Here is an 18,549-nt window from a genome sequence, read left to right on the forward strand (position 1 = left end):
GTGGCCGGGCGCCCCCAGGCCGTCAAGGGCCGTCGCCCAGGGGGCGGCGGGGGACTCCTGGTCCGGGCGGGCCAGCCAGGCGGGGTAGTCGCGGGACGGCGGGGGCGCGGGCAGCCGCTCCGGTTTACGGGAGGCCGCGGGCGGGCACCCGGACCGCGCACGCCACGAGCGCGGAAGGGGCGGACACACATGAACTGCTTCGACTGTCCTCCGGACCGGGAGCGGACCGCCGTGGCGGTCTGCCACCGCTGCGGTGCGGGCCTCTGCCGCGACCACGCGCACACGGGCGTGGAGACCGTCCACGCCGTGCACGGCACGGGCCGGGCCACGCACACGCCGAGCGCCCGGCGGCTCTCCTGCGGCACGTGCCGCGAGGCGGAGAGCTGACCCGGGCGGAACCGCGCCCCGTACGCCACCGTGAGGGCCACCTGGGCGTCCCTGTGTTCGAGTGACGATGGTTTAATTGCGGATTGATTGCAAGAAGCACAGTCCGCAAGAACATCCGATCTTCAGTAGGGGTGGGGAGATGACGGCCCGAACCGGCGCGCGTACGGCGGCCGCCGTGCTGACTGTCTCAGCGGTGTGGGCGGCGGCCGCGGGCTGCTCGAACCCGGAGGGCGGGGGCGGCGGCTCCGGCACGCTCACCGTCGGCATCGCACAGGAGCCGGACACGCTCAGCCCGCTCCTGGGCTACGGCAAGGACGGCAACTCGAAGATCTTCGACGGGCTGCTCCGGCACGACGCCGGCATGAAGCTGCGCCCCGCGCTCGCCACCCGGCTCCCCGAGGTCAGCGACGACGGCCGCACGTACACGTACACGCTGCGGGACGGCGTGAAGTTCAGCGACGGCAGCCCGTTCAGCGCGCGGGACGTGGAGTTCACGTACGAGACCGTGCTGGACCCGGAGACCAACAACCCCAGCCGCGGCGAGCTCGACGCCGTCGAGAGCGTCACGGCGAAGGGCGACGACACCGTCGTCTTCCGGCTCAAGTACCCCTACGCCGCCTTCGCCGAGCGCACCGTCCTCCCCATCGCCAGCGCGAAGGCCGCGGCCGGGCAGGACGTCAACTCCGGCGCGTACAACACGAAGCCGGTCGGCACCGGCCCGTACGTCCTGACCGGCTGGCGCAAGGGCGAGAAGCTCTCCTTCAAGGCCAACCCGGGCTACTGGGGCGGCGCGCCGAAGGTGGAGAAGTTCACGATGGCGATCATCGAGGACGACGACGTACGTGCCACCCGGCTGCGCTCCGGCGACCTCGACGGCGCGATCCTGCCGCCCAATCTCGCCAAGACGTTCAAGGACACCGACGGCAAGCGGACCCTCGCCGCCCGCAGCGCCGACTACCGCGCCGTCACCCTGCCGACCGGCGACGCCGTCACCCGCGACCGCGCCGTACGCCGCGCGCTCGACCTCGCCGTCGACCGCGGCGCCATGGTCCGCTCCATCCTGGAGGGCGCGGGCAAGCAGGCATACGGGCCGGTGCCCGCGGACAGCCCCTGGTTCGCGAAGGGGACGGAGCGACGGCACGACCTGAAGGCCGCGCGGAAGATCCTCGACGAGGCGGGCTGGAAGGCGGGGAAGGGCGGCATACGCGCCAAGGACGGGCAGCGCGCGGAGTTCACACTCTGGTACCCGGCCGGCGACCAGCTCCGCCAGGAGCACGCCCTCGCCTACGCCTCCGACGCCAAGCGGGCCGGCATCGACATCACCGTCGAGTCCGGCAGCTGGGAGGTGATCGAGCCCCGCATGAAGAAGGACGCGGTCCTCGCGGGCGGCGGCAGCCCCGCCGACCCCGACTTCGACCTCTACACCCTGCTGCACTCCTCCGTCGCCCTGGACGGCTTCAACAACATGGCCGCCTACGACAACCCCGCCGTCGACAAGGCACTCGAGACCGGACGGCACACCGACGACCGCGCCGCGCGCATGAAGGCGTACGGCACGGTGCAGCGCGAACTCGCCGACGACCCCGGCTACACCTTCCTCACGCACATCGACCACACGTACGTGATGAACGACGACTGGACCGGCGTCAGCACCCAGACCGAGCCGCACGACCACGGGCTCGGCTTCGGGCCGTGGTGGAACGTCGAGGACTGGCAGCCGGAGAAGTGAGGCCCCAGAACACCGCGCCGCCCGAGTCCGGGTCCGCGTCTGGTTCCGGTTCCGGTTCGGGTTCCGGTTCGGGTTCCGGTTCCGCGTCCGGTTCCGTCTCCGCGCCCGCCGGTGCCGCGGCGGAACGGCGTACCGGCACGCGCACCCCGGCGCGTACGCGCCGGTCCCTGCCCTGGGCCGCCATGGCGCGGCTCACCGGCCGCCGGCTGCTGGCCGCCGTACCGGTGCTCGCGGCCGTCACCTTCGGGGTGTTCGCGCTGGCCGCCGCCTCGCCGTTCGACCCCGTCGCGCAGTACGCGGGGACCGCCGGACGCAGCGCCTCCCAGGAGACGCTGGACGAACTCCGCGCCAACCTCGCCCTCGACGGCCCCTTCACCGAACGCTGGTGGCGCTGGCTCAGCCACGCCGTCACCGGCGACCTCGGCGACTCCGTGTCGCTGCGGCAGCCCGTCGCCCAGGTCATCACCGAACGCCTCGGCTGGTCCGCGCTGCTGTGCTCGGTCGCGTTCGTCCTCGCCGTCCTCCTCGGCACCGGCCTCGGCGTCGCCGCCGCCCGGCGGCAGGGCGGCGCGCTCGACCGCTGCGTCACCACGCTGGCGTACGTGCTGCAGGCGGCGCCGCCGTTCTGGACCGGGCTGCTCGCGGTGTGGCTCTTCGCGCTCCAGCTCGACCTGCTGCCCGCCGGCGGGCTCACCGAGACCGGCAACGACACCGTCACCGCGGGCGCGCTGCTGCGCCATCTCGTGCTGCCCGCCTCGGTGCTGGCCCTGTCGCAGCTGCCGTGGTTCCTGCTGTACGTGCGGCAGGGCGTCGGCGACGCGCTGCGCGAGGACGCCGTACGCGGCGCCCGCGCCCGCGGGCTGCGGGAGCGGACCGTACTGCTCGGGCACGCGCTGCGCTCCGGGCTGCTGCCGGTGCTGACCCTGCTCGGCTCCCGCGTGCCGGAGCTGATCACCGGCGCGCTGCTGATCGAGACGGTCTTCTCCTGGCCCGGCATCGCCTCGGCCACCGTCGAGGCCGCCACCGCGACCGACTTCCCGCTGCTCGCCGCCCTGACCGTGCTCGCCACGCTCGCGGTGCTCGCCGGGAACCTGCTCGCCGACCTGCTGTACGGGCTGGCCGACCCCCGCGTCGCCCACGAGGAGCTGTGACGCCATGGCGGACATCAAGCGTGAGGCGGAGGCGGACACCGGTGGCGGCGCCCGTACGAAGGGCGGCTGGTCCCTCCGTACGGAGCGCTCAGGCGCTCGTACGCGGGGCGGCGCCCGTACGGACCGCGGCGCGGACCGCCCCCGCGCGCGTGCGCTCCGGGTGCGGGTCTCCGCCGCCGTGCTGGCCGCCGTCGTGCTCTCCGTGCTGCTCGTGCCGCTCCTCTTCCCCCTCGACCAGCAGGCCGTCGACCTGACCGCCAAGCTGCGGCCGCCGTCCTGGGAACACGCCTTCGGCACCGACAGCGTGGGCCGCGACCTGCTGCTGCGCTGCGTGTACGGGCTGCGGGTCTCGCTGCTCGTCGGCGTCGTCGCCGCGCTGGTCGCCAGCGTCATCGGCACGGCGGTCGGCGCGCTGGCCGGCGCGCTCGGCGGGCGCGCGGACCGGCTCGTGATGCGGGTCGTGGACGTCTTCGCCGCGGTGCCGCACCTGCTGCTCGGCATCTTCATCGTGGCGATGTTCCGGCCCGGCATCTGGCCGGTGGTGCTGTCCGTGGGCCTCACCCACTGGCTGTCCACCGCCCGGATCGTGCGCGCCGAGGTGCTGTCGCTGCGGTCACGCCCGTACATCGACGCGGCGGTCTCCGGCGGCGCGTCACGTACGCGCGTCGCCGTCCGCCACCTCGTACCCGGGGTGCTGCCGCAGGCGGTGCTGGCGGCCGTACTGATGGTGCCGCACGCCATCTGGCACGAGTCCGCGCTGTCGTTCCTCGGCCTCGGGCTCCCCGCGCACCGGGCCAGCCTCGGCGGGCTCACCGAGGCGGCCCGCGGCTCGCTGCTGGCGGGGGACTGGTGGCCGACGCTGTTCCCGGGGCTGTTCATCATCATCCCCACGCTCGCCATCGCGGGCCTTGCGGGCGCCTGGCGCGAACGCTTCAGCCCGCGCCGCCGATCGGAGCTGATGCTGTGAGCGCGCTGCTGTCCGTGTCCGGGCTGTCCGTACGGTTCCGGATGCGCGCCGGGCGGCACATCGCCGCCGTCACCGACGTGTCGTTCGAACTGGCGCCGGGGGAGTGCCTGGCGCTGGTCGGCGAGAGCGGCTGCGGGAAGTCCGTACTGGCGGGCGCGCTGCTCGGGCTGCTGCCCGGCAACGCGGAACTGCGGGGCAGCGCACGCCTGCGCGGCGGCGGGGACGGCTCCGGGGGCGGTTCCGCGGACGCCGGTGGGGACGTCGGCGGGGACGGTTCAGGGGACGTCGAGCTGATCGGGGCCGACGAGCACACCCTGGCGGCCTCCGTACGCGGCCGCCGCGTCGGCCTCGTACCGCAGAGCCCCGCCGCGCACCTCACGCCCGTACGGACGGTCCGCAGCCAACTGGAGGAGACCGTACGGGAGCTGACCGGCGCCCGGCGGCCCGCGTCGCACGACGCGGCGGTCGCGGCGGCCGAGCGGGCCGCGTTCCCCGCCGACCACCTCGACCGCTACCCGCACGAGCTGTCCGGCGGGCTCGCCCAGCGCGCGGCCACCGCCCTGGCGCTCGTCGGGGACGCGCCGCTGCTGCTCGCGGACGAGCCGACGACCGGCCTCGACCGCGACCTCGTCGACCACACCGTCGACGAGCTCCGCCGCCACACCGGCGACGGCCGCGCCCTGCTGCTCATCACGCACGACCTGGCGGCGGCGGAGCGAATCGCCGACCGGGTGGCGGTGATGTACGCGGGCCGCATCGTCGAAGTCGCCGACGCCGAAGCCTTCTTCGGCACCCCCGGGCCCCGGCACCCGTACGCGCACGGCCTGCTGAACGCGCTCCCCGAGCGCGCCTTCGCCCCGATCCCCGGCCTGCCACCGGAGCTCGGCAACCTGCCGGAAGGCTGCGCCTTCGCACCGCGCTGCCCCGTCGTACGGGCCACGCCGAGCGACGCGTGCGCCGTCGTACCGGAGCTGGCCGACGGCACCGCATGCCACCACCCGCTGACGCCGGAGCGGGCGGAGGTGCCTGCGCCGCGCCTCCGTACGGGCGCGGCCGATGGCGTGCCGTCGGCGCCGGGCGGGAGCGGGGCGTCGGCCGGGAGCTCCGCGCCGCGAGGGGGTGGCCGCCGATGACCGCCGCGCGTCCCGGGTCTTCCGGGCCTGCCGGGCCTGCCGGGTCTTCCCCGCCTTCCCCGCCTGCCGCGCCGTCCGCGCCGTCCGCGCCTCCTGCGCTCGCGCTGCGCGGGGTCACCGCCGGGTACGGCCGCCAGGCGCCCGTCCTCCGCGACGTGACGCTCACCGTCGGCACGGGCGAGGCCGTGGCCCTCGTCGGCCCGAGCGGCTGCGGCAAGTCGACCCTGGCCAGGGTCGCCGCCCTGCTGCACCGCCCCCGCGGGGGCTCGGTGCTGCTCGGCGGCGAACCCGTACGCGGCTGGCGGCACCGCGCGCCGCGCGCGCAGCGTACGGCCGTCGGGCTGGTCTTCCAGGAACCACGCCTGGCCGCCGACCCCCGGCTCACCCTCGCCCGCCTGATCGCCGAGCCGCTGCACGCCAACGGGCGCGCCGCCGAGGCCGCCGCGCGGTGCGGCGAACTGGCCGAGGCGGTCGGTCTGGACGACGACCTCCTCGCCCGCCGCCCCCACGAGGTCAGCGACGGCCAGCTTCAGCGCGCCTGCCTCGCCCGCGCCCTGATCCTCCGGCCGCGGCTGCTGGTCTGCGACGAGATGACCGCCATGCTCGACGCCTCCACGACGGCCGCGCTCGTCGCGGTGGTCGAGGCGTATCGGGCGGAGAGCGGCGCGGCCCTGCTCGCGGTCGGGCACGACCGTACGCTGCTGCGCCGCTGGTGCGACCGCACGGTGGAGCACGGCGGCGGGGACGGCGTACGGGACGGGGTGGGTGCCGTACGTGTGCCGGTGCCCGCCCCGTCCCGTACGGACGCGGGCGCGGGCGCGGACGCTGGCGCGGCCACGGCCACGGCCACGGCCACGGCCACGGCCGTGGACGCTGCGACGGGCGGCGGCCTGTCGGACACTGGAAGCGGGAGGCCGGCCGCGGACAGCGGCCAGGGCAGCTCGTCGGAAGGTGGCGGCGGACATGCCGGACCGGAACCGCATCAGAGGACCTGAACGCAGGCGCGTACGGCGGCCCGCGGGGCCCGTGCCGAGGTCGCGTTCCGGCGTCGTCGGACGCCGCTGGGAACGCACCGGCACCGAGCCCGTGACCGCGCGCAGCGACCTGCGCCTGCGGCTGCTGCTGTCGTCGCTGTTCCTGCCCGTCTTCCTCGCGGGCACCGGGCTGTTCTGGTGGTGGATGACGCAGACGGGCCCGGGAGAAGCACCCAGCACGGGCTCCCTGCGCACCCTGACCCTGATCTGCGCAGCGCTGTCGCTCTTCGCCCTGACGGACCTGGCGGTGGTCCTCCGCCGCCGCCACCGCGAACGCTCCCACTAGCCGCACGCGCCCGGCTGCGGTCGTCGTGTACACCGCCGGACTCTCGGAGCCTGGTTACGCGTCGTTGCGGCGGGAAGGGGCGGGCGTTCGCGCCCGCCCAGAGGCGGGATCTTGTCGGCGTCGCACGCCGACACTCTCCCGCCGCCGTGGTGCGCAACCACGACGTCGAGGGTCCGGCGGAATACGGGACGGCCGCGAGCCACACGTACGGTCGGATCAGACAGACGCTCCGCGGCCCCGCAGGTACGCGAGGGGGTTGATGTCGCTGCCGTAGCCCGGACCCGTGCGGACTTCGAAGTGGAGGTGCGGGCCCGTGCTGTTGCCGGTGGAGCCGGAACGGCCGATGCGCTGGGCGGCGTTGACGGTCTGCCCGGACCGTACGGTGATCGCCGACAGGTGGGCGTACTGGCTGTACTTGCCGTCGTCGTGCCGCAGCACCACCTCGTAGCCGTACGCGCCCGACCAGCCCGCCGAGACCACCTTGCCGTCGGCGACGGCCTTGACCGTGGTGCCCGTGGAGACGGGGAAGTCGACGCCCGTGTGGTAGCCGGAGGACCAGCTGGCGCCCGAGGCGCGGTACGGCGTGCTGGGGCTGACGCCGCTGACCGGGACGCTCACGGAGGGGCCCTTGTCGGGCTTCGCGCGGTGCTTCACCTTCTGCTCGGCTTTGGGTTCGGCCTTCGGCTCGGCCTTCCGCTCCGCGCTGGGCTTCGGTTCCGGCTTGGGCTTCGGCTTCGCCTCGGGTTCCGGCTTCGGCTTGGGCTCGGGCTTCGTGTCGGCCCGCGGTTTGGGCTCGGGCTTCGGCTCGGGCTTGGCCTCGGGCTTCGCGTCAGGCTGAGCGTCCGCACGCGGCTTCGGCTTCGCCGCCGGGCCGGACAGCCGCAGCTCGTCGCCCGGGTAGATCAGGTCGGGGTCGCTGACGGTGTCGCGGTTGCGCTCGTACAGCGACTGCCAGCCGCCGTCCACGTCGTGCGCGTTCGCGATGGAGAACAGGCTGTCGCCGCCCACGACTTCGTACGAGGTGGCCTGCTTCTTCCGTTCCGACCGGGCCCGTTCGGCGCGTTCCTCGCGGTCCGACTTCGGTTCCGCGCGCTTCTGTCCTGCGTCCTGCGCGGCGCGGTCCTTCGGCGCAGAGGCCGTACGCGGGCGGGGTTCGGGGCGCGGATCCGGCGGCTCGGGGTGGTCTGCGCTGCCCTTGCTGAGTCCGGCCCTGGGCCCGCAGCTGGGCCAGGCGCCGGGGCCCTGCCCGTCGAGGACCTTCTCCGCCACGGCTATCTGCTGCGCCTTGGTGGCGAGGTCGGCGCGGGGCGCGTACTCGGTGCCGCCGAAGGCCTCCCAGGTGCTCTGGGTGAACTGCAGCCCGCCGAAGTACCCGTTCCCGGTGTTGATCGCCCAGTTGTTGGTGCTCTCGCACTCCGCGACCTTGTCCCAGGTGTCCTCGGACGCGGCCTGCGCCGGGCTGGCGGCCCCTACCAGGGGCAGGGCTATGCCCGCGCTGCCCGCGGTGACGGTGAGCGAAGCGCGGGAAACGGAACTGGGCTTGTAACGGCGGTGGCGCCCACGTGCAGGCATAGCGTCAATCCTCCCCGCGCCTCTGGGGCGCCGGTGTGCTGCGGCAACTGGTCTCCCCGGCGGGGGAGTTGGCGAGCGAGCCAAACACTACGGGTGGCGATAACGTCACACAAGGCCCACCCCGGGCGCCCAGGGTTCACCCCAGGTCACCGCCGACTCGCCGCCCTTGTCTTCTGATCACTCCCGGTCACTGCCGGTCAGTGGTGACCGAAGCGCACCCCCTTCCAGGGGAGTTGGCGGACCTCGGGTTCGGCGCGCCGCCCCGGTCGTCCGTGCGGCGGCGCCGGGTCGATGACGGGCGTCTCCTCGCCGACCCGCGCCATCCAGCGCAGCAGCGCGTGCCGCAGGGTGGCGGCCACCTCGCGATGCGAGCTGAGCCCGGCGAGGTTGTCCAGTTCGTACGGGTCGGCCGCCAGGTCGTACAGCTCCGTCTCGACGTAGCGCGCGGCGGACGCGTCGTGCCAGCCGTCCGCGTCGGGTGCGGTGACCGCGTACTTCCAGCGCGCGGTTCGCACCGCGCGCCCCACCTGGGACTCGCTGATCTGGATGAAGACCTCGTCCGGCCGCCCCGGATCGCTGCCGCCGCCCACCAGCGGCAGGAAGGAGCGTCCCTGCACCGTCTCCGGCACGGGAACGCCGCACGCGTCGAGGAGCGTCGGCACCAGGTCGACCGTGCTGACCGGGTGCCGGATCAGCCCGCCGCCGCTGAACCCCGGCCCGGTCAGGGCCAGTGGCACCCGTACGGAGGCGTCGTGGGCGCTGCGCTTGTACTCCTCGTTGCGGGTACGGAAGTGGGAGCCGTGGTCGGCCGTCCAGGCCAGCACCGTGCTGTCCGTCAGCTCCAGGCTGCGCAGGGTGTCGCGGAGCCGGCCGACGCCCTCGTCCACGCGCTTGATCTGGCCGAGGTAGCCGCCGAGATGGCGGTGCGGCGCCCCGCCGGGGGCGGAGCCGCCGAGCGCCGCGAGGTCGGGCGGCAGCCAGCGGCCGGTGTACCGCTCCGCGTAGCCCTCCGGCGCGGGGTAGTCGTCGGTGGCGTTCTGGTGGTGTGGCTCCAGCAGCGACAGGAACAGCAGGAACGGCCGGTCGTGGTGGTCGGCGAGGAAGCGGACGGCCGCGTCGATGAGCGCGTCCGAACGGTAGCCGGGCAGCCGTACGGGCTCGCCCGCCTCGTCGTACACCACCGTGTGGTACGCGTCCGAGGTGAACTCGAGGACCTCGCTCGCCAGCCAACGCTGGTAGCCCGCCCGGTACTCGGCGGGCACCGGGCCGTGCCCGGCCGCCTCGGCGGCCAGGTGCCACTTGCCGATGTAGCCGGTGACGTACCCGGCGTCGGCGAAGGAACGGGCCAGGGTGGGCAGTTCGTGGTCCAGCGCGAGGCCGTTGCGGAAGACGCCGGTGCCGGTCGGCCAGCGGCCGGTCTGCAGCGCGGAGCGGGCGGGGGCACACACGGGCTGGGGCGTGATGGCTTGCTCGACGTGCGTGCCGGTGCGGGCGAGCTCGTCGAAGACGGGGGTGACGCCGACGGGGTTGCCGTGAGCTCCGGTGGTGTCCCAGCGCTGCTGGTCCGTCAGCACGACGACGACGTTGGGGCGTTCACCGTACGGTCTTCCGCCGCCGGGTCCCACGCCGTACGGTCTGCCGCCGTCGGCCGGTCTTCCGCCGTCGGGCCCTGCCTGCTGGTCTTCGCTCACAGTTCCAGTCCCCGGTCGCGGGCGCGGCGCTGGGCGGCCTGGTCGGCGACCGCCTCCTCCAGATAGACCTCGCACACCAGCCGCCCGGTGCCGGTGAGGTTGTGCTCCAGCTCGTACAGGCTGATCTCGGTGCCGTCGGCGAGCAGGAACGCGTGCTCGTACACCGAGCACCACACGTGGTACGGCGGCACGGAGCTGTGCGGCTTGGGCACGTGCACGATCTCGTGGCCGCGCGCGGTGGACAGCAGCCGGAGCGTGTCCTCGCCCGGACGGTCGTCGTTCTCGGCGCGGCGCAGCAGCCGGCGGGCGTGGTCGGGGGAGTTGCGCTGCCGGTACGCGCGCCGGCGGGCGGTCTCGCCGGTGAGGGACAGGAACTCGAAGAACCCGCGACCGGGGCCGTCGGGACCGCCCGGCGGGTCCGCGTCGCCGAGCCTGTCGAGCCCGCCGTCCGGGTCCGGGTCCGGGTCGCGGCCCGGAGGGTCGAAGCCGATGCCGTACGCGTCCCCGGTCCCGTACGCGTCCCCGGCGCCGTACGCGTCCCCGGTCCCGAAGCCGTCCTCCGGGTACGCCTCGTCCGTCCCCGTCCCCGTCCCCGTCGCACCGCCCAGCCGCTGGCGCACCCGGTCCTGGGAGCGCCGCAGCGACGTCTCGCTCTCGTATATCTCGTACGACGGCCGCCCGTCCCCGGCGTCCGTGTCGTGCCGCAGCTCCCACAGGGACACGCTGCTGCCGTCGGCCAGCAGGAACGCGTGCCGGTAGCTGCTGCAGCGCAGGGTGGGCGGCGGGTCGTTGCGGTGATGCCAGCCCTGCAGCTCCACCTGGCACAGCACGGCGTCCGCCAGCCGCCGCAGCGCGCGGTCCGAGACGTCGAAGGGGTTCTGCGCGCGAGCCAGCAGCATCTCCAGATGCCGGCCGGGCGTCGCGTCCAGTGTCTCGCCCATTGTTGCGGAACCCTCCCGGCACGTGGCCACCGACTGATCCCCGCGGGCACTCACCGTAGCGCCACGAACGCGGTGTGCGGGGGTATTCGGCGGAACCGGGTCGGAGCACCGGCGCGTCGCGGTGGGTCATGACCGGCGCACATCGGCTCAGACGCCACTCCCGGCACGGGTGAACCGTCCGCTGCGGGGCATCACACAGTGGGGCCGTACGGCGCGGTGCGGGGGTCGAACGGCCGCGCGGCGACGAGGAGAACGACGCTGTGACCACACTTCGGATCGGCTACGAGTCGTACTGGATGCTGTCCGCCGCCGCCGGGCCCTGCCCACCGCTCGCGCCGGACAGCGTGACGGAGGTGGACACCGTCGTCGTCGGCGGCGGCATCGCGGGCCTGTCAACGGCCTGGGAGCTGGTGCGCGCGGGGAAGCACGTCGCGGTGCTGGAGGCTGACCGTATCGCCGCCGGGGTGACCGGCCACACCTCCGGCAAGCTGTCCGCGCTGCACGGCTTCGTGTACGCGCGGATCCGGGACACGCACGGCGCGGAGGGCGCCCGGCTGTACGCGCGTTCGCAGCAGGACGCCGTCGAGCACGCGGCCCGGGTGGCGGCGGAGCTGGGTGTGGACTGCGAGCTGGAGCGGCGGCCCGCGTACACCTTCGTGGAGTCCGCGGACCACGCCGACGAGATGCGGGACGAGGCGGACGCGGCCCGCGAGGCGGGGCTCGACGCGTCGTACGTGACCGGTACGGGGCTGCCCTTCGCGGCGCACGGGGCCGTACGGGTGCCGGGGCAGATCCAGTTCCACCCGCGCAAGTACCTCCTCGGGCTCGCCGCCGACCTGCGCGGGCGCGGCGGCCTCATCCACGAGCGCACCCGCGTGGTCGGCCTCGACCAGGGCGAGCCGTGCCGGGTCACCGCGGAGAACGGCGCGGTGGTGGTGGCCCGCGACGTGGTCGTGGCGACCCACTACCCGGTGTTCGACCGGGCGTTGATGTTCTCCCGGCTGTCGCCCCGCCGCGAGCTGGTGATCGCCGCGACCGTGCCGGAGGCGAGCGACCCCGGCGGCATGTACCTCACGCCCGAACGGAACACCCGCTCCGTGCACACCGCCCCGTACCCGTTCCGGGAAGGGCAGCGGCTGCTGGTCGTCACCGGGGAGAAGTTCGTGCCCGGCACGGCGGGCATCGGCTCGGTCAACGCCCGCTACGAACGCCTCGCCGCCTGGATGTACGAGCGCTTCCCGGACGCCGGCCTCGTCCACCGGTGGGCCACGCAGGACAACGACACCACCGACCTCGTCCCGTACATCGGCCGCTTCCACCCGGCGACGCACCACACGTACGTCGCCGCCGGGTTCGGCGGCTGGGGCATGAGCAGCGGCATCCTGTCCGGACGGCTGCTCGCCGCGCACATCACCGGCGCGGCACTGCCCGCGTGGGCCGAGCTGTACGACCCCGTACGGCTGCACCCCAGGGAGACGACCGCGTGGCTGCGGCGGCAGTCCACCGTGGCCAGGCACTTCGTCGGCGGGCGGCTGACGCCCTCGTACGTGGACTCGCCGGACGAGATCCAGCCGGGCGCGGGTGCGATCGTACGCATCCGGGGGCGGCGCTGCGCCGTGCACCGCACCGCCGAGGGGGAGGTACGGGCGCTGTCCGCGCGCTGCACGCACCTCGGCTGCCTGGTGCGGTTCAACGACGCGGAGGGCGCGTGGGAGTGCCCGTGCCACGGCTCGCGGTTCGACGTGGACGGCTCGGTGCTCCAGGGACCGGCCACGCGGCCGCTGGAGCCGCGCGAGGTGGAATCGCATGATGATCTGTCCGGGTGACGCGGGCGGCCCGCCGGAGCACGGCGGGCCGTATCGGGCGGGCGCCGGGCGCAGTATGCGGAAATTGCCGTTCCGCGGAGGTGTGCTGTGTCCCGAAACCCCCGGCCGTCCCGAGCCCTGCGATCCCGTACCCGGCTGCGCCGCGCGGCCCTCGCCGGAGCCCTCTGTACGGCGCTGACCTGCGGCGCCGTCTACGCCACCGGCGCCGTCCAACTCCCGGTGGCGAACGCCGTGCCGCGCGTCGAGGTGTTCGGCGGCATGCCGGACGGCGCGGCCCGGCCCGCACCCGGGCCGGGCCTGAACTTCCTGCTCGTCGGCCTGGACCGGCGGGCCGGACTGACCGACGAGGAGAAGGACTGGCTGCACGTCAACGGCGAGGCGTGCGACTGCACCGACACCATGATGCTGCTGCACCTGTCCGAGGACCGGCGGCGGATCAGCGTGGTGAGCATCCCCCGCGACTCGTACGTGGCCTTCCCCCGCGGCGGCGCACCGGCTGCCGTCCCCGCCGCGCCGGGCACGGCCGCACGGCCGGCCGCCGGGAAGATCAACGCCGCGCACAAGCTCGGCGGCCCCGCCCTGACCGTGCGGACCGTGGAACAGGCCACGGGCGTACGCGTCGACCACTACCTGGAGGCGGACTTCGGCAGCTTCGTCGAGGCCGTCGACGAGATCGGCGGTGCCGGCGTCTGCACCGCGAAAGCGCTGCGCGACAAGAACTCCGGCCTCCGGCTGCCCGCCGGCACCCACCGGCTGGACGGCCGTAACGCGCTCCGCTACGTCCGCGCCCGGCACGTGCCGCCGCTCTCCGGCGACCTGGGGCGGATGCGGAGGCAGCAGCGGTTCGTGGCGGAGCTGCTGGACACGTTCAGCGACCAGGGGCTGTTCCGGAACCCGGCCGCGCTCGCCATGACGGCCCGGTCCCTGCTCCGTACGCTCCGCGCCGACGAGGACCTGAGCACCGGCCGGCTGCTGACACTGGGCCGGGCGCTGGGCGAACTGGACTCCGCGGACACCGAGTTCGCCACCGTCCCGCTCGCGGACTTCGACCACCGGGTCAAGGGCTGGGGCTCCACCCTGACCTGGGACCGGCCGCGGGCCGCGCGGCTGTTCGCGGCGCTGCGCGAGGACCGCCCGCTCACCACCGAGGAGGCGTACTCGCTGCCCGGTCCCGGCGTTCCGGTCGCCTGGCCGCCCGCCGACATCCCGGTCCGCGTGCACGCCGCGCCGGAGCGGGCGCGGGCCGCGGACACGCTGGAACGGGGGCTGCGCGCCAGTGGCTTCGACGTACGGGAGCGCACCGCGCCCGCCCCCGGCGCCGGCGCCGGCACTGGCACTGGCACTGGCGAGGCGCCGCCCGGACAGACCGAGATCAGCTACGACCCGCGCTGGCAGCGGAAGGCCGAGTCGCTGGCGGCGGCCCTGCCGGACACGCGGCTGCGGCCGGTGCCGGGCCACCCGCGGGTCTTCGAGGTACGGCCGGGGCCCGGGGCCGCACGGGTGGAGCGGGTCGTCCTCGACCGCAGCAGCGTCGAGGGCGCGCCGGCCCGAGGCGACACCCTCGACTGCGACGACGCGCCCGCGGGCTGAGCGGCCGCCGTACGCACGGGGGCCGTAGGCACGGGCACCGTACGCACGGCCGCCGTACGTACGGTCCGCACGCACGCGCGGTGCGGGCACGGCGCCCGCACCGCCCGCATACGTGTCCGCATGCACCGCGCCATCCGTGGCACCCGGATGAGTGACGACGGGAGCTCCGGTCCGCCGTAGGAAAGGGGTGTCGGCGATGCAGCGGGCGGCGAAGGACCCTGAACCCGGCGGCTGGCGGTGGCGGTGGCGCCCCAGCCCGCTCCGGCGCCGTTCCGACGTGGTGGAAGCCTGGGTGCTGCTGACCGCGGCGCTGCTGATGGTGGCCGGCGGGTTGATCACCGGGCTTGTGATGTTCCGGGTCTCGCAAGACGCGGCGCAGGACCAGCGCGACTCGCGGCACCAGGTGACCGCGGTCCTCACCGAGGACGCGCGCCACCACCGTTCCGACACCGTCTACTCCGCCCCGAACACGGAGTACGACTGGGCGCGGGTGCGCTGGGAGGCGCCGGACGGCACCGAGCGCGAGGGCACCGCGCGCGTCTCCGAGGACAGCCGCAAGGGCTCCACCGCCCAGGTGTGGACCGACGATGACGGCCGCCAGGTGGTCGAGCCGCCCGCCGGAGCGCTGGCCGTCCTGCAGTCCGCGCTGTGGGGCCTGCTCTCCGCGGGCGTCTTCGTCTCGCTGGTGCTGCTGCTGACCCGGGCCGTACGCGCCGTCCTCGACCGGCAGCGCGCCGCGCAGTGGGAACGGGCCTGGGCGGAGGTCGAGCCGCGCTGGCGGCGCAAGACCCCCTGACCCGGGCCCGTACGCAGCGGGTCCGCGCCGTGGCTACGTGTGCGCCGTCGCGGTCCACACCGCCGCGATGCGGGCCGCGAGCCGCACGTTCCCGCGTACGGCCGCGATGTTCGCCTCCAGCGCGGCGCCGTCCGTGTGCCGCACCAGGTAGTCCAGCAGGTACGGGGTGACGGCCTGCCCGGAGACGCCGTCGCGGCGGCAGGCCGCGAGCGCCTCCGCGAGCACCCGGTCGTGCAGTTCGGGCGCCAGCTGCTCGTTCTCCGGCACCGGGTTGGCCACCACCAGCGCCGTGTCCGGCCCGCCGAGACCGTCCTGCGCGCGCATCGCGGCGGCGACGCTCCGCGGCTCGTACACCGTCCAGTCCACGGGGACGCCGGAGCTGGAGAGGTAGAAGCCGGGGAACGTCTCCGTGCCGTAGCCGACGACGCCGACCCCGAGCGTCTCCAGCCGCTGCAGGGTGGCGGGCACGTCCAGGATCGACTTCACGCCCGCGCACACCACGGTGATCCGCGTACGGGCCAGCATCCGCAGGTCCGCCGACTCGTCCTGCACCCGTGTCCAGTCCCGGTGCACGCCGCCGAGCCCGCCGGTCGCGAAGACCCGTACGCCCGCGCGCGCCGCCAGGAACGCCGTGCCCGACACGGTCGTCGCCCCGCTCGCGCCGTCCGCCATCGCCGGGGCCAGGTCGCGGTTCCCCAGCTTGCGCACCGAGCCGTCGGTGGCGATCCGCTCCAGTTGCGCCTTGTCCAGGCCGATGTGCGGCCGTCCGTCGAGCACCGCGACCGTCGCGGGTACGGCGCCGGCCGCGCGTACGGAGTCCTCCAGCTCCGCGGCCACCTCCAGGTTCCGCGGCCGCGGCAGCCCGTGGGCGATGAGCGTGGACTCCAGCGCCACCACAGGGCGGCCGTGCGCCATCGCGTCCCGTACCTCGTCAGCCAGCGCCAGGGTCATCCCGGTCTCCGTCCGTATACCGTCGTCTTATGTGCCGAAGCATCAAGACCCTGCGTCCCCCGTACGCCGACGCCGTAACCGAGGACGACATGCGTGCCGCCGCTTTGCAGTACGTGCGGAAGGTGTCCGGTTTCCGTGACCCCGCCCCGCACAACGCTGCCGCCTTCGAACGGGCCGTCGACCAGGTCGCCGCGGCGACGGAGGAACTGCTCGGGTCGCTCGTCGTACGCGGCCGCTGAGCGGAGCGTCCCGCGGCGCCGCCGCCGGCCCCCGCGCCGGTGAGCACCGCCGCCGCGCTCAGCTGCCCTGGCGCTTGCGGTCCCGGTCGCGGCTGGGCTGGACCCGTTTCGGCTCGCCCGCCACCTTCGGGTGATCCGGCGGGTACGGCAGGTCGCCCATGCCGCGGTCGTGCTCGTGCCGGTCGGCCAGCTCCAGTACGGCGTCCAGCCGGCAGGGATGGTCGTCCATGTCCGCGTGGACGTCGCCCGCCTCGGCGTAGCGCCGCGGCATGGTGGCGAGGTCGAAATCCTCGGGGCGGGCGTCCTCCAGCTCCTCCCAGCGCAGCGGCGCGGAGACCTGCGCACGGGGGTGCGGGCGCACGGAGTACGCGCTGGCGATGGTGCGGTCGCGGGCCGTCTGGTTGTAGTCCACGAAGATCTTCTCGCCGCGCTCCTCCTTCCACCAGGCCATCGTGATCCGCTCCGGGTCGCGGGCCGACAGCTCGCGGCCCACGGCGATCGCGGCCCGCCGTACCTGCGCGAACGTCCACTCCGGCACGATCGGCACGTACACGTGCAGCCCGCGCCCGCCGGACGTCTTGGGCCAGCCGCGCAGCCCCAGCTCGGCCAGCAGCGGCTCCAGCAGGCGGGCGGCGCGTACGGCGTCGTGGTAGTCGGTGCCGGGTTGCGGGTCCAGGTCGATGCGGAGCTCGTCGGGCCGGTCGGTGTCGCCGCGGCGGACCGGCCACGGGTGGAAGGTCAGGCAGCCGAGGTTGGCCGCCCACAGCACGGCGGCGGGCTCGGTCGGGCAGATCTCGTCGGCGTACCGGCCGCTGGGGAACGAGATGCGGGCCGTCGGGATCCAGTCGGGGAGGTACTTCGGGGCGCGCTTCTGGAAGAACGACTCGCCCGTCACACCGTCCGGGTAGCGCTCCAGCGTCGTCGGCCGGTTCCGCAGCGCGCGGACGGCGCCGTCGGCGACGGACAGGTAGTACTCGGCGATGTCGAGCTTCGTGAAGCCGCGCTCCGGGAAGTACACCTTGTCCGGGTTGGACAGCCGTACCGTCCGCTCACCGACCGTGAGCTGCCGTGCCTCTGCCATGTGGGCACGTTAGGCGCTTCCGCCGGGGCCCGCCTCCCGGCAGGCGTACGGCACGGGCCGCCCGCACAATCGGGACCATGGACCTTCCGGTGATGCCGCCCGTGAAACCGATGCTTGCGAAGACCGCGGCGAAGATCCCGGCCGGGATGCAGTACGAGGCCAAGTGGGACGGTTTCCGTGCCATCGCCTTCCGGGACGGCGACGAGATCGAGCTCGGCAGCCGTACGGGCAAGCCCCTCACCCGGTACTTCCCCGAGCTGGTCCCCGCGCTGCGCGCGAACGTCCCGCCGCGCTGCGTGCTGGACGGCGAGATCGTGATCGCCCGCGACGGGCTGCTCGACTTCGACGCGCTGCTCGAACGCATCCACCCCGCCGATTCCCGGGTGCGGATGCTCGCGGAGACCACGCCGGCCGCCTTCGTCGCGTTCGACCTGCTGGCGCTGGGCGACGACGACCTCATGGGCCGGTCCACGGCCGAACGCCGGGACGCGCTGGCCGCCGCGCTGCGCGACACCGCCCCGCCCGTCTATCTCGCCCCCGCCACCCGCGACGTCGAGCTGGCGCGGGAGTGGTTCGCGCGGTTCGAGGGCGCAGGGCTGGACGGGGTGATCGCGAAGCCGCTGAACGTGCCGTACCGGCCCGACGAACGGCTGATGGTGAAGGTCAAGCACGAGCGCACCGCCGACTGCGTACTGGCGGGCTACCGGCAGCACAAGAGCGGCCCGGTGGTCGGCTCGCTGCTGCTCGGGCTGTACGACGGGGCGGGGCGGCTGCAGCACGTGGGCGTCTGCGCGTCCTTCCCGATGCGGCGCCGGGAGGAGCTGGTGGCCGAGCTGGAGCCGCTGCGGATGGAGTCCGCCGAGGGCCACCCGTGGGCGGCCTGGCAGGACGAGGAGGCGCACACCCGCGGCCGTATGCCCGGTGCGCCCAGCCGCTGGACCGGCACGAAGGACCTGTCGTGGGTGCCGCTGCGGCCGGAGCGGGTGTGCGAGGTGGCGTACGACCACATGCAGGGCGACCGGTTCCGGCACACCACGCAGTTCCGGCGCTGGCGGCCGGACCGTGATCCCGCCTCGTGCACGTACGCGCAGCTGGAGGAGCCGGTGAGCTACGACCTGCGCGAGGTGCTGGCGCCCCCGGACGAGCTGCCGGAGTAGCGGGCGCTGTCTCTTAAC

At 74.5% G+C, this 18,549-nt stretch carries 16 protein-coding genes and 2 pseudogenes; 12 read left to right on the forward strand and 6 right to left on the reverse strand.

Annotation, left to right across the window (positions count from 1 at the left end; genetic code table 11):
- Positions 1-189: pseudogene (locus DVA86_RS35040) on the reverse strand (hypothetical protein); the annotation flags it as partial.
- Between DVA86_RS35040 and DVA86_RS30475 the strand changes: the two are divergent.
- The 7 genes and pseudogenes from DVA86_RS30475 (at position 190) to DVA86_RS30505 (ending at position 6,687) form a co-directional block, all read left to right on the forward strand.
- The gene (locus DVA86_RS30475) at positions 190-387 is read left to right on the forward strand and encodes a DUF2180 family protein (protein ID WP_208883181.1); all 198 of its coding nucleotides are present in this window, start codon (positions 190-192) and stop codon (positions 385-387) included.
- Positions 388-526: 139 nt separating this feature from the next.
- Positions 527-2,116: an ABC transporter substrate-binding protein gene (locus tag DVA86_RS30480; protein WP_208883182.1), complete on the forward strand. Its 1,590-nt coding sequence runs from the start codon at positions 527-529 to the stop codon at positions 2,114-2,116.
- 182 nt (positions 2,117-2,298) lie between these two features.
- A complete protein-coding gene (locus DVA86_RS30485) occupies positions 2,299-3,267 on the forward strand; it encodes an ABC transporter permease (RefSeq protein WP_208885364.1) in 969 nt (322 codons plus the stop codon).
- Positions 3,268-3,271: 4 nt separating this feature from the next.
- Positions 3,272-4,234, forward strand: coding sequence for an ABC transporter permease (locus DVA86_RS30490; RefSeq protein ID WP_208883184.1), 963 nt, complete (start codon positions 3,272-3,274; stop codon positions 4,232-4,234).
- Between the two features lie 41 nt (positions 4,235-4,275).
- Positions 4,276-5,367: an oligopeptide/dipeptide ABC transporter ATP-binding protein gene (locus tag DVA86_RS30495; protein WP_208885365.1), complete on the forward strand. Its 1,092-nt coding sequence runs from the start codon at positions 4,276-4,278 to the stop codon at positions 5,365-5,367.
- Positions 5,364-6,095, forward strand: a pseudogene (locus DVA86_RS30500) (ABC transporter ATP-binding protein); the annotation flags it as partial. The gene DVA86_RS30495 and the pseudogene DVA86_RS30500, both read left to right, overlap by 4 nt.
- A gap of 298 nt (positions 6,096-6,393) precedes the next feature.
- On the forward strand, positions 6,394-6,687 hold the full coding sequence (locus DVA86_RS30505) for a DUF6343 family protein (RefSeq protein WP_245997370.1): 294 nt from the start codon (positions 6,394-6,396) through the stop codon (positions 6,685-6,687).
- Positions 6,688-6,903: 216 nt separating this feature from the next.
- On the opposite strand, the gene DVA86_RS30510 is transcribed toward DVA86_RS30505, so the two are convergent.
- The 3 genes from DVA86_RS30510 to DVA86_RS35045 form a co-directional block, all read right to left on the reverse strand.
- Positions 6,904-8,259 carry a transglycosylase family protein gene (locus DVA86_RS30510; RefSeq protein WP_208883187.1) on the reverse strand — a complete coding sequence of 452 codons (1,356 nt, stop codon included), beginning with the start codon at positions 8,257-8,259 and terminating at the stop codon, positions 6,904-6,906.
- Between the two features lie 197 nt (positions 8,260-8,456).
- On the reverse strand, positions 8,457-9,950 hold the full coding sequence (locus tag DVA86_RS30515) for a sulfatase family protein (RefSeq protein ID WP_245997372.1): 1,494 nt from the start codon (positions 9,948-9,950) through the stop codon (positions 8,457-8,459).
- Complete coding sequence (locus DVA86_RS35045; RefSeq protein ID WP_222623384.1) at positions 9,947-10,891, reverse strand: DUF6227 family protein; 945 nt, start codon at positions 10,889-10,891, stop codon at positions 9,947-9,949. Before DVA86_RS35045 ends, DVA86_RS30515 begins: the two co-directional genes overlap by 4 nt.
- A gap of 260 nt (positions 10,892-11,151) precedes the next feature.
- On the opposite strand from DVA86_RS35045, the gene DVA86_RS30525 reads away from it, so the two are divergent.
- From DVA86_RS30525 to DVA86_RS30535, 3 genes are all read left to right on the forward strand, one after another.
- Complete coding sequence (locus tag DVA86_RS30525) at positions 11,152-12,717, forward strand: FAD-dependent oxidoreductase (protein WP_245997375.1); 1,566 nt, start codon at positions 11,152-11,154, stop codon at positions 12,715-12,717.
- An 87-nt stretch (positions 12,718-12,804) separates the two neighbouring features.
- On the forward strand, positions 12,805-14,307 hold the full coding sequence (locus DVA86_RS30530) for an LCP family protein (protein WP_245997377.1): 1,503 nt from the start codon (positions 12,805-12,807) through the stop codon (positions 14,305-14,307).
- 196 nt (positions 14,308-14,503) lie between these two features.
- Positions 14,504-15,103 carry an Rv1733c family protein gene (locus DVA86_RS30535; RefSeq protein WP_425471007.1) on the forward strand — a complete coding sequence of 200 codons (600 nt, stop codon included), beginning with the start codon at positions 14,504-14,506 and terminating at the stop codon, positions 15,101-15,103.
- Between the two features lie 33 nt (positions 15,104-15,136).
- Here the strand turns inward: DVA86_RS30535 and DVA86_RS30540 are convergent, their stop codons facing one another.
- Positions 15,137-16,054 (reverse strand): pseudouridine-5'-phosphate glycosidase, encoded by a 918-nt coding sequence (locus DVA86_RS30540; RefSeq protein ID WP_208883189.1) that lies wholly within the window; start codon positions 16,052-16,054, stop codon positions 15,137-15,139.
- 29 nt (positions 16,055-16,083) lie between these two features.
- Between DVA86_RS30540 and DVA86_RS30545 the strand changes: the two genes are divergently transcribed.
- Complete coding sequence (locus DVA86_RS30545; RefSeq protein ID WP_208883190.1) at positions 16,084-16,293, forward strand: DUF2277 domain-containing protein; 210 nt, start codon at positions 16,084-16,086, stop codon at positions 16,291-16,293.
- A gap of 58 nt (positions 16,294-16,351) precedes the next feature.
- Here the strand turns inward: DVA86_RS30545 and ligD are convergent, their stop codons facing one another.
- Positions 16,352-17,374, reverse strand: a complete 1,023-nt coding sequence (gene ligD, locus DVA86_RS30550; RefSeq protein WP_208883191.1) for a non-homologous end-joining DNA ligase — start codon at positions 17,372-17,374, stop codon at positions 16,352-16,354.
- A gap of 77 nt (positions 17,375-17,451) precedes the next feature.
- Here ligD and DVA86_RS30555 point away from each other — a divergent pair, with 77 nt between their 5' ends.
- Positions 17,452-18,531 carry an ATP-dependent DNA ligase gene (locus tag DVA86_RS30555; protein WP_208883192.1) on the forward strand — a complete coding sequence of 360 codons (1,080 nt, stop codon included), beginning with the start codon at positions 17,452-17,454 and terminating at the stop codon, positions 18,529-18,531.
- The last annotated feature ends 18 nt before the right edge of the window (positions 18,532-18,549 follow it).

The organism is Streptomyces armeniacus (assembly GCF_003355155.1).
Lineage (GTDB): Bacteria > Actinomycetota > Actinomycetes > Streptomycetales > Streptomycetaceae > Streptomyces > Streptomyces armeniacus.

Coding starts and splice junctions, on each gene's coding strand:
- DVA86_RS30485 (WP_208885364.1), top strand. CDS start 2,299: ATGGCGCGGCTCACCGGCCGCCGGCTGCTGGCCGCCGTACCGGTGCTC.
- DVA86_RS30555 (WP_208883192.1), top strand. CDS start 17,452: ATGGACCTTCCGGTGATGCCGCCCGTGAAACCGATGCTTGCGAAGACC.
- DVA86_RS30540 (WP_208883189.1), bottom strand. CDS start 16,054: ATGACCCTGGCGCTGGCTGACGAGGTACGGGACGCGATGGCGCACGGC.
- DVA86_RS30490 (WP_208883184.1), top strand. CDS start 3,272: ATGGCGGACATCAAGCGTGAGGCGGAGGCGGACACCGGTGGCGGCGCC.
- DVA86_RS30495 (WP_208885365.1), top strand. CDS start 4,276: ATGCGCGCCGGGCGGCACATCGCCGCCGTCACCGACGTGTCGTTCGAA.
- DVA86_RS30535 (WP_425471007.1), top strand. CDS start 14,504: ATGCAGCGGGCGGCGAAGGACCCTGAACCCGGCGGCTGGCGGTGGCGG.
- ligD (WP_208883191.1), bottom strand. CDS start 17,374: ATGGCAGAGGCACGGCAGCTCACGGTCGGTGAGCGGACGGTACGGCTG.
- DVA86_RS35045 (WP_222623384.1), bottom strand. CDS start 10,891: ATGGGCGAGACACTGGACGCGACGCCCGGCCGGCATCTGGAGATGCTG.
- DVA86_RS30475 (WP_208883181.1), top strand. CDS start 190: ATGAACTGCTTCGACTGTCCTCCGGACCGGGAGCGGACCGCCGTGGCG.
- DVA86_RS30480 (WP_208883182.1), top strand. CDS start 527: ATGACGGCCCGAACCGGCGCGCGTACGGCGGCCGCCGTGCTGACTGTC.
- DVA86_RS30545 (WP_208883190.1), top strand. CDS start 16,084: ATGTGCCGAAGCATCAAGACCCTGCGTCCCCCGTACGCCGACGCCGTA.
- DVA86_RS30510 (WP_208883187.1), bottom strand. CDS start 8,259: ATGCCTGCACGTGGGCGCCACCGCCGTTACAAGCCCAGTTCCGTTTCC.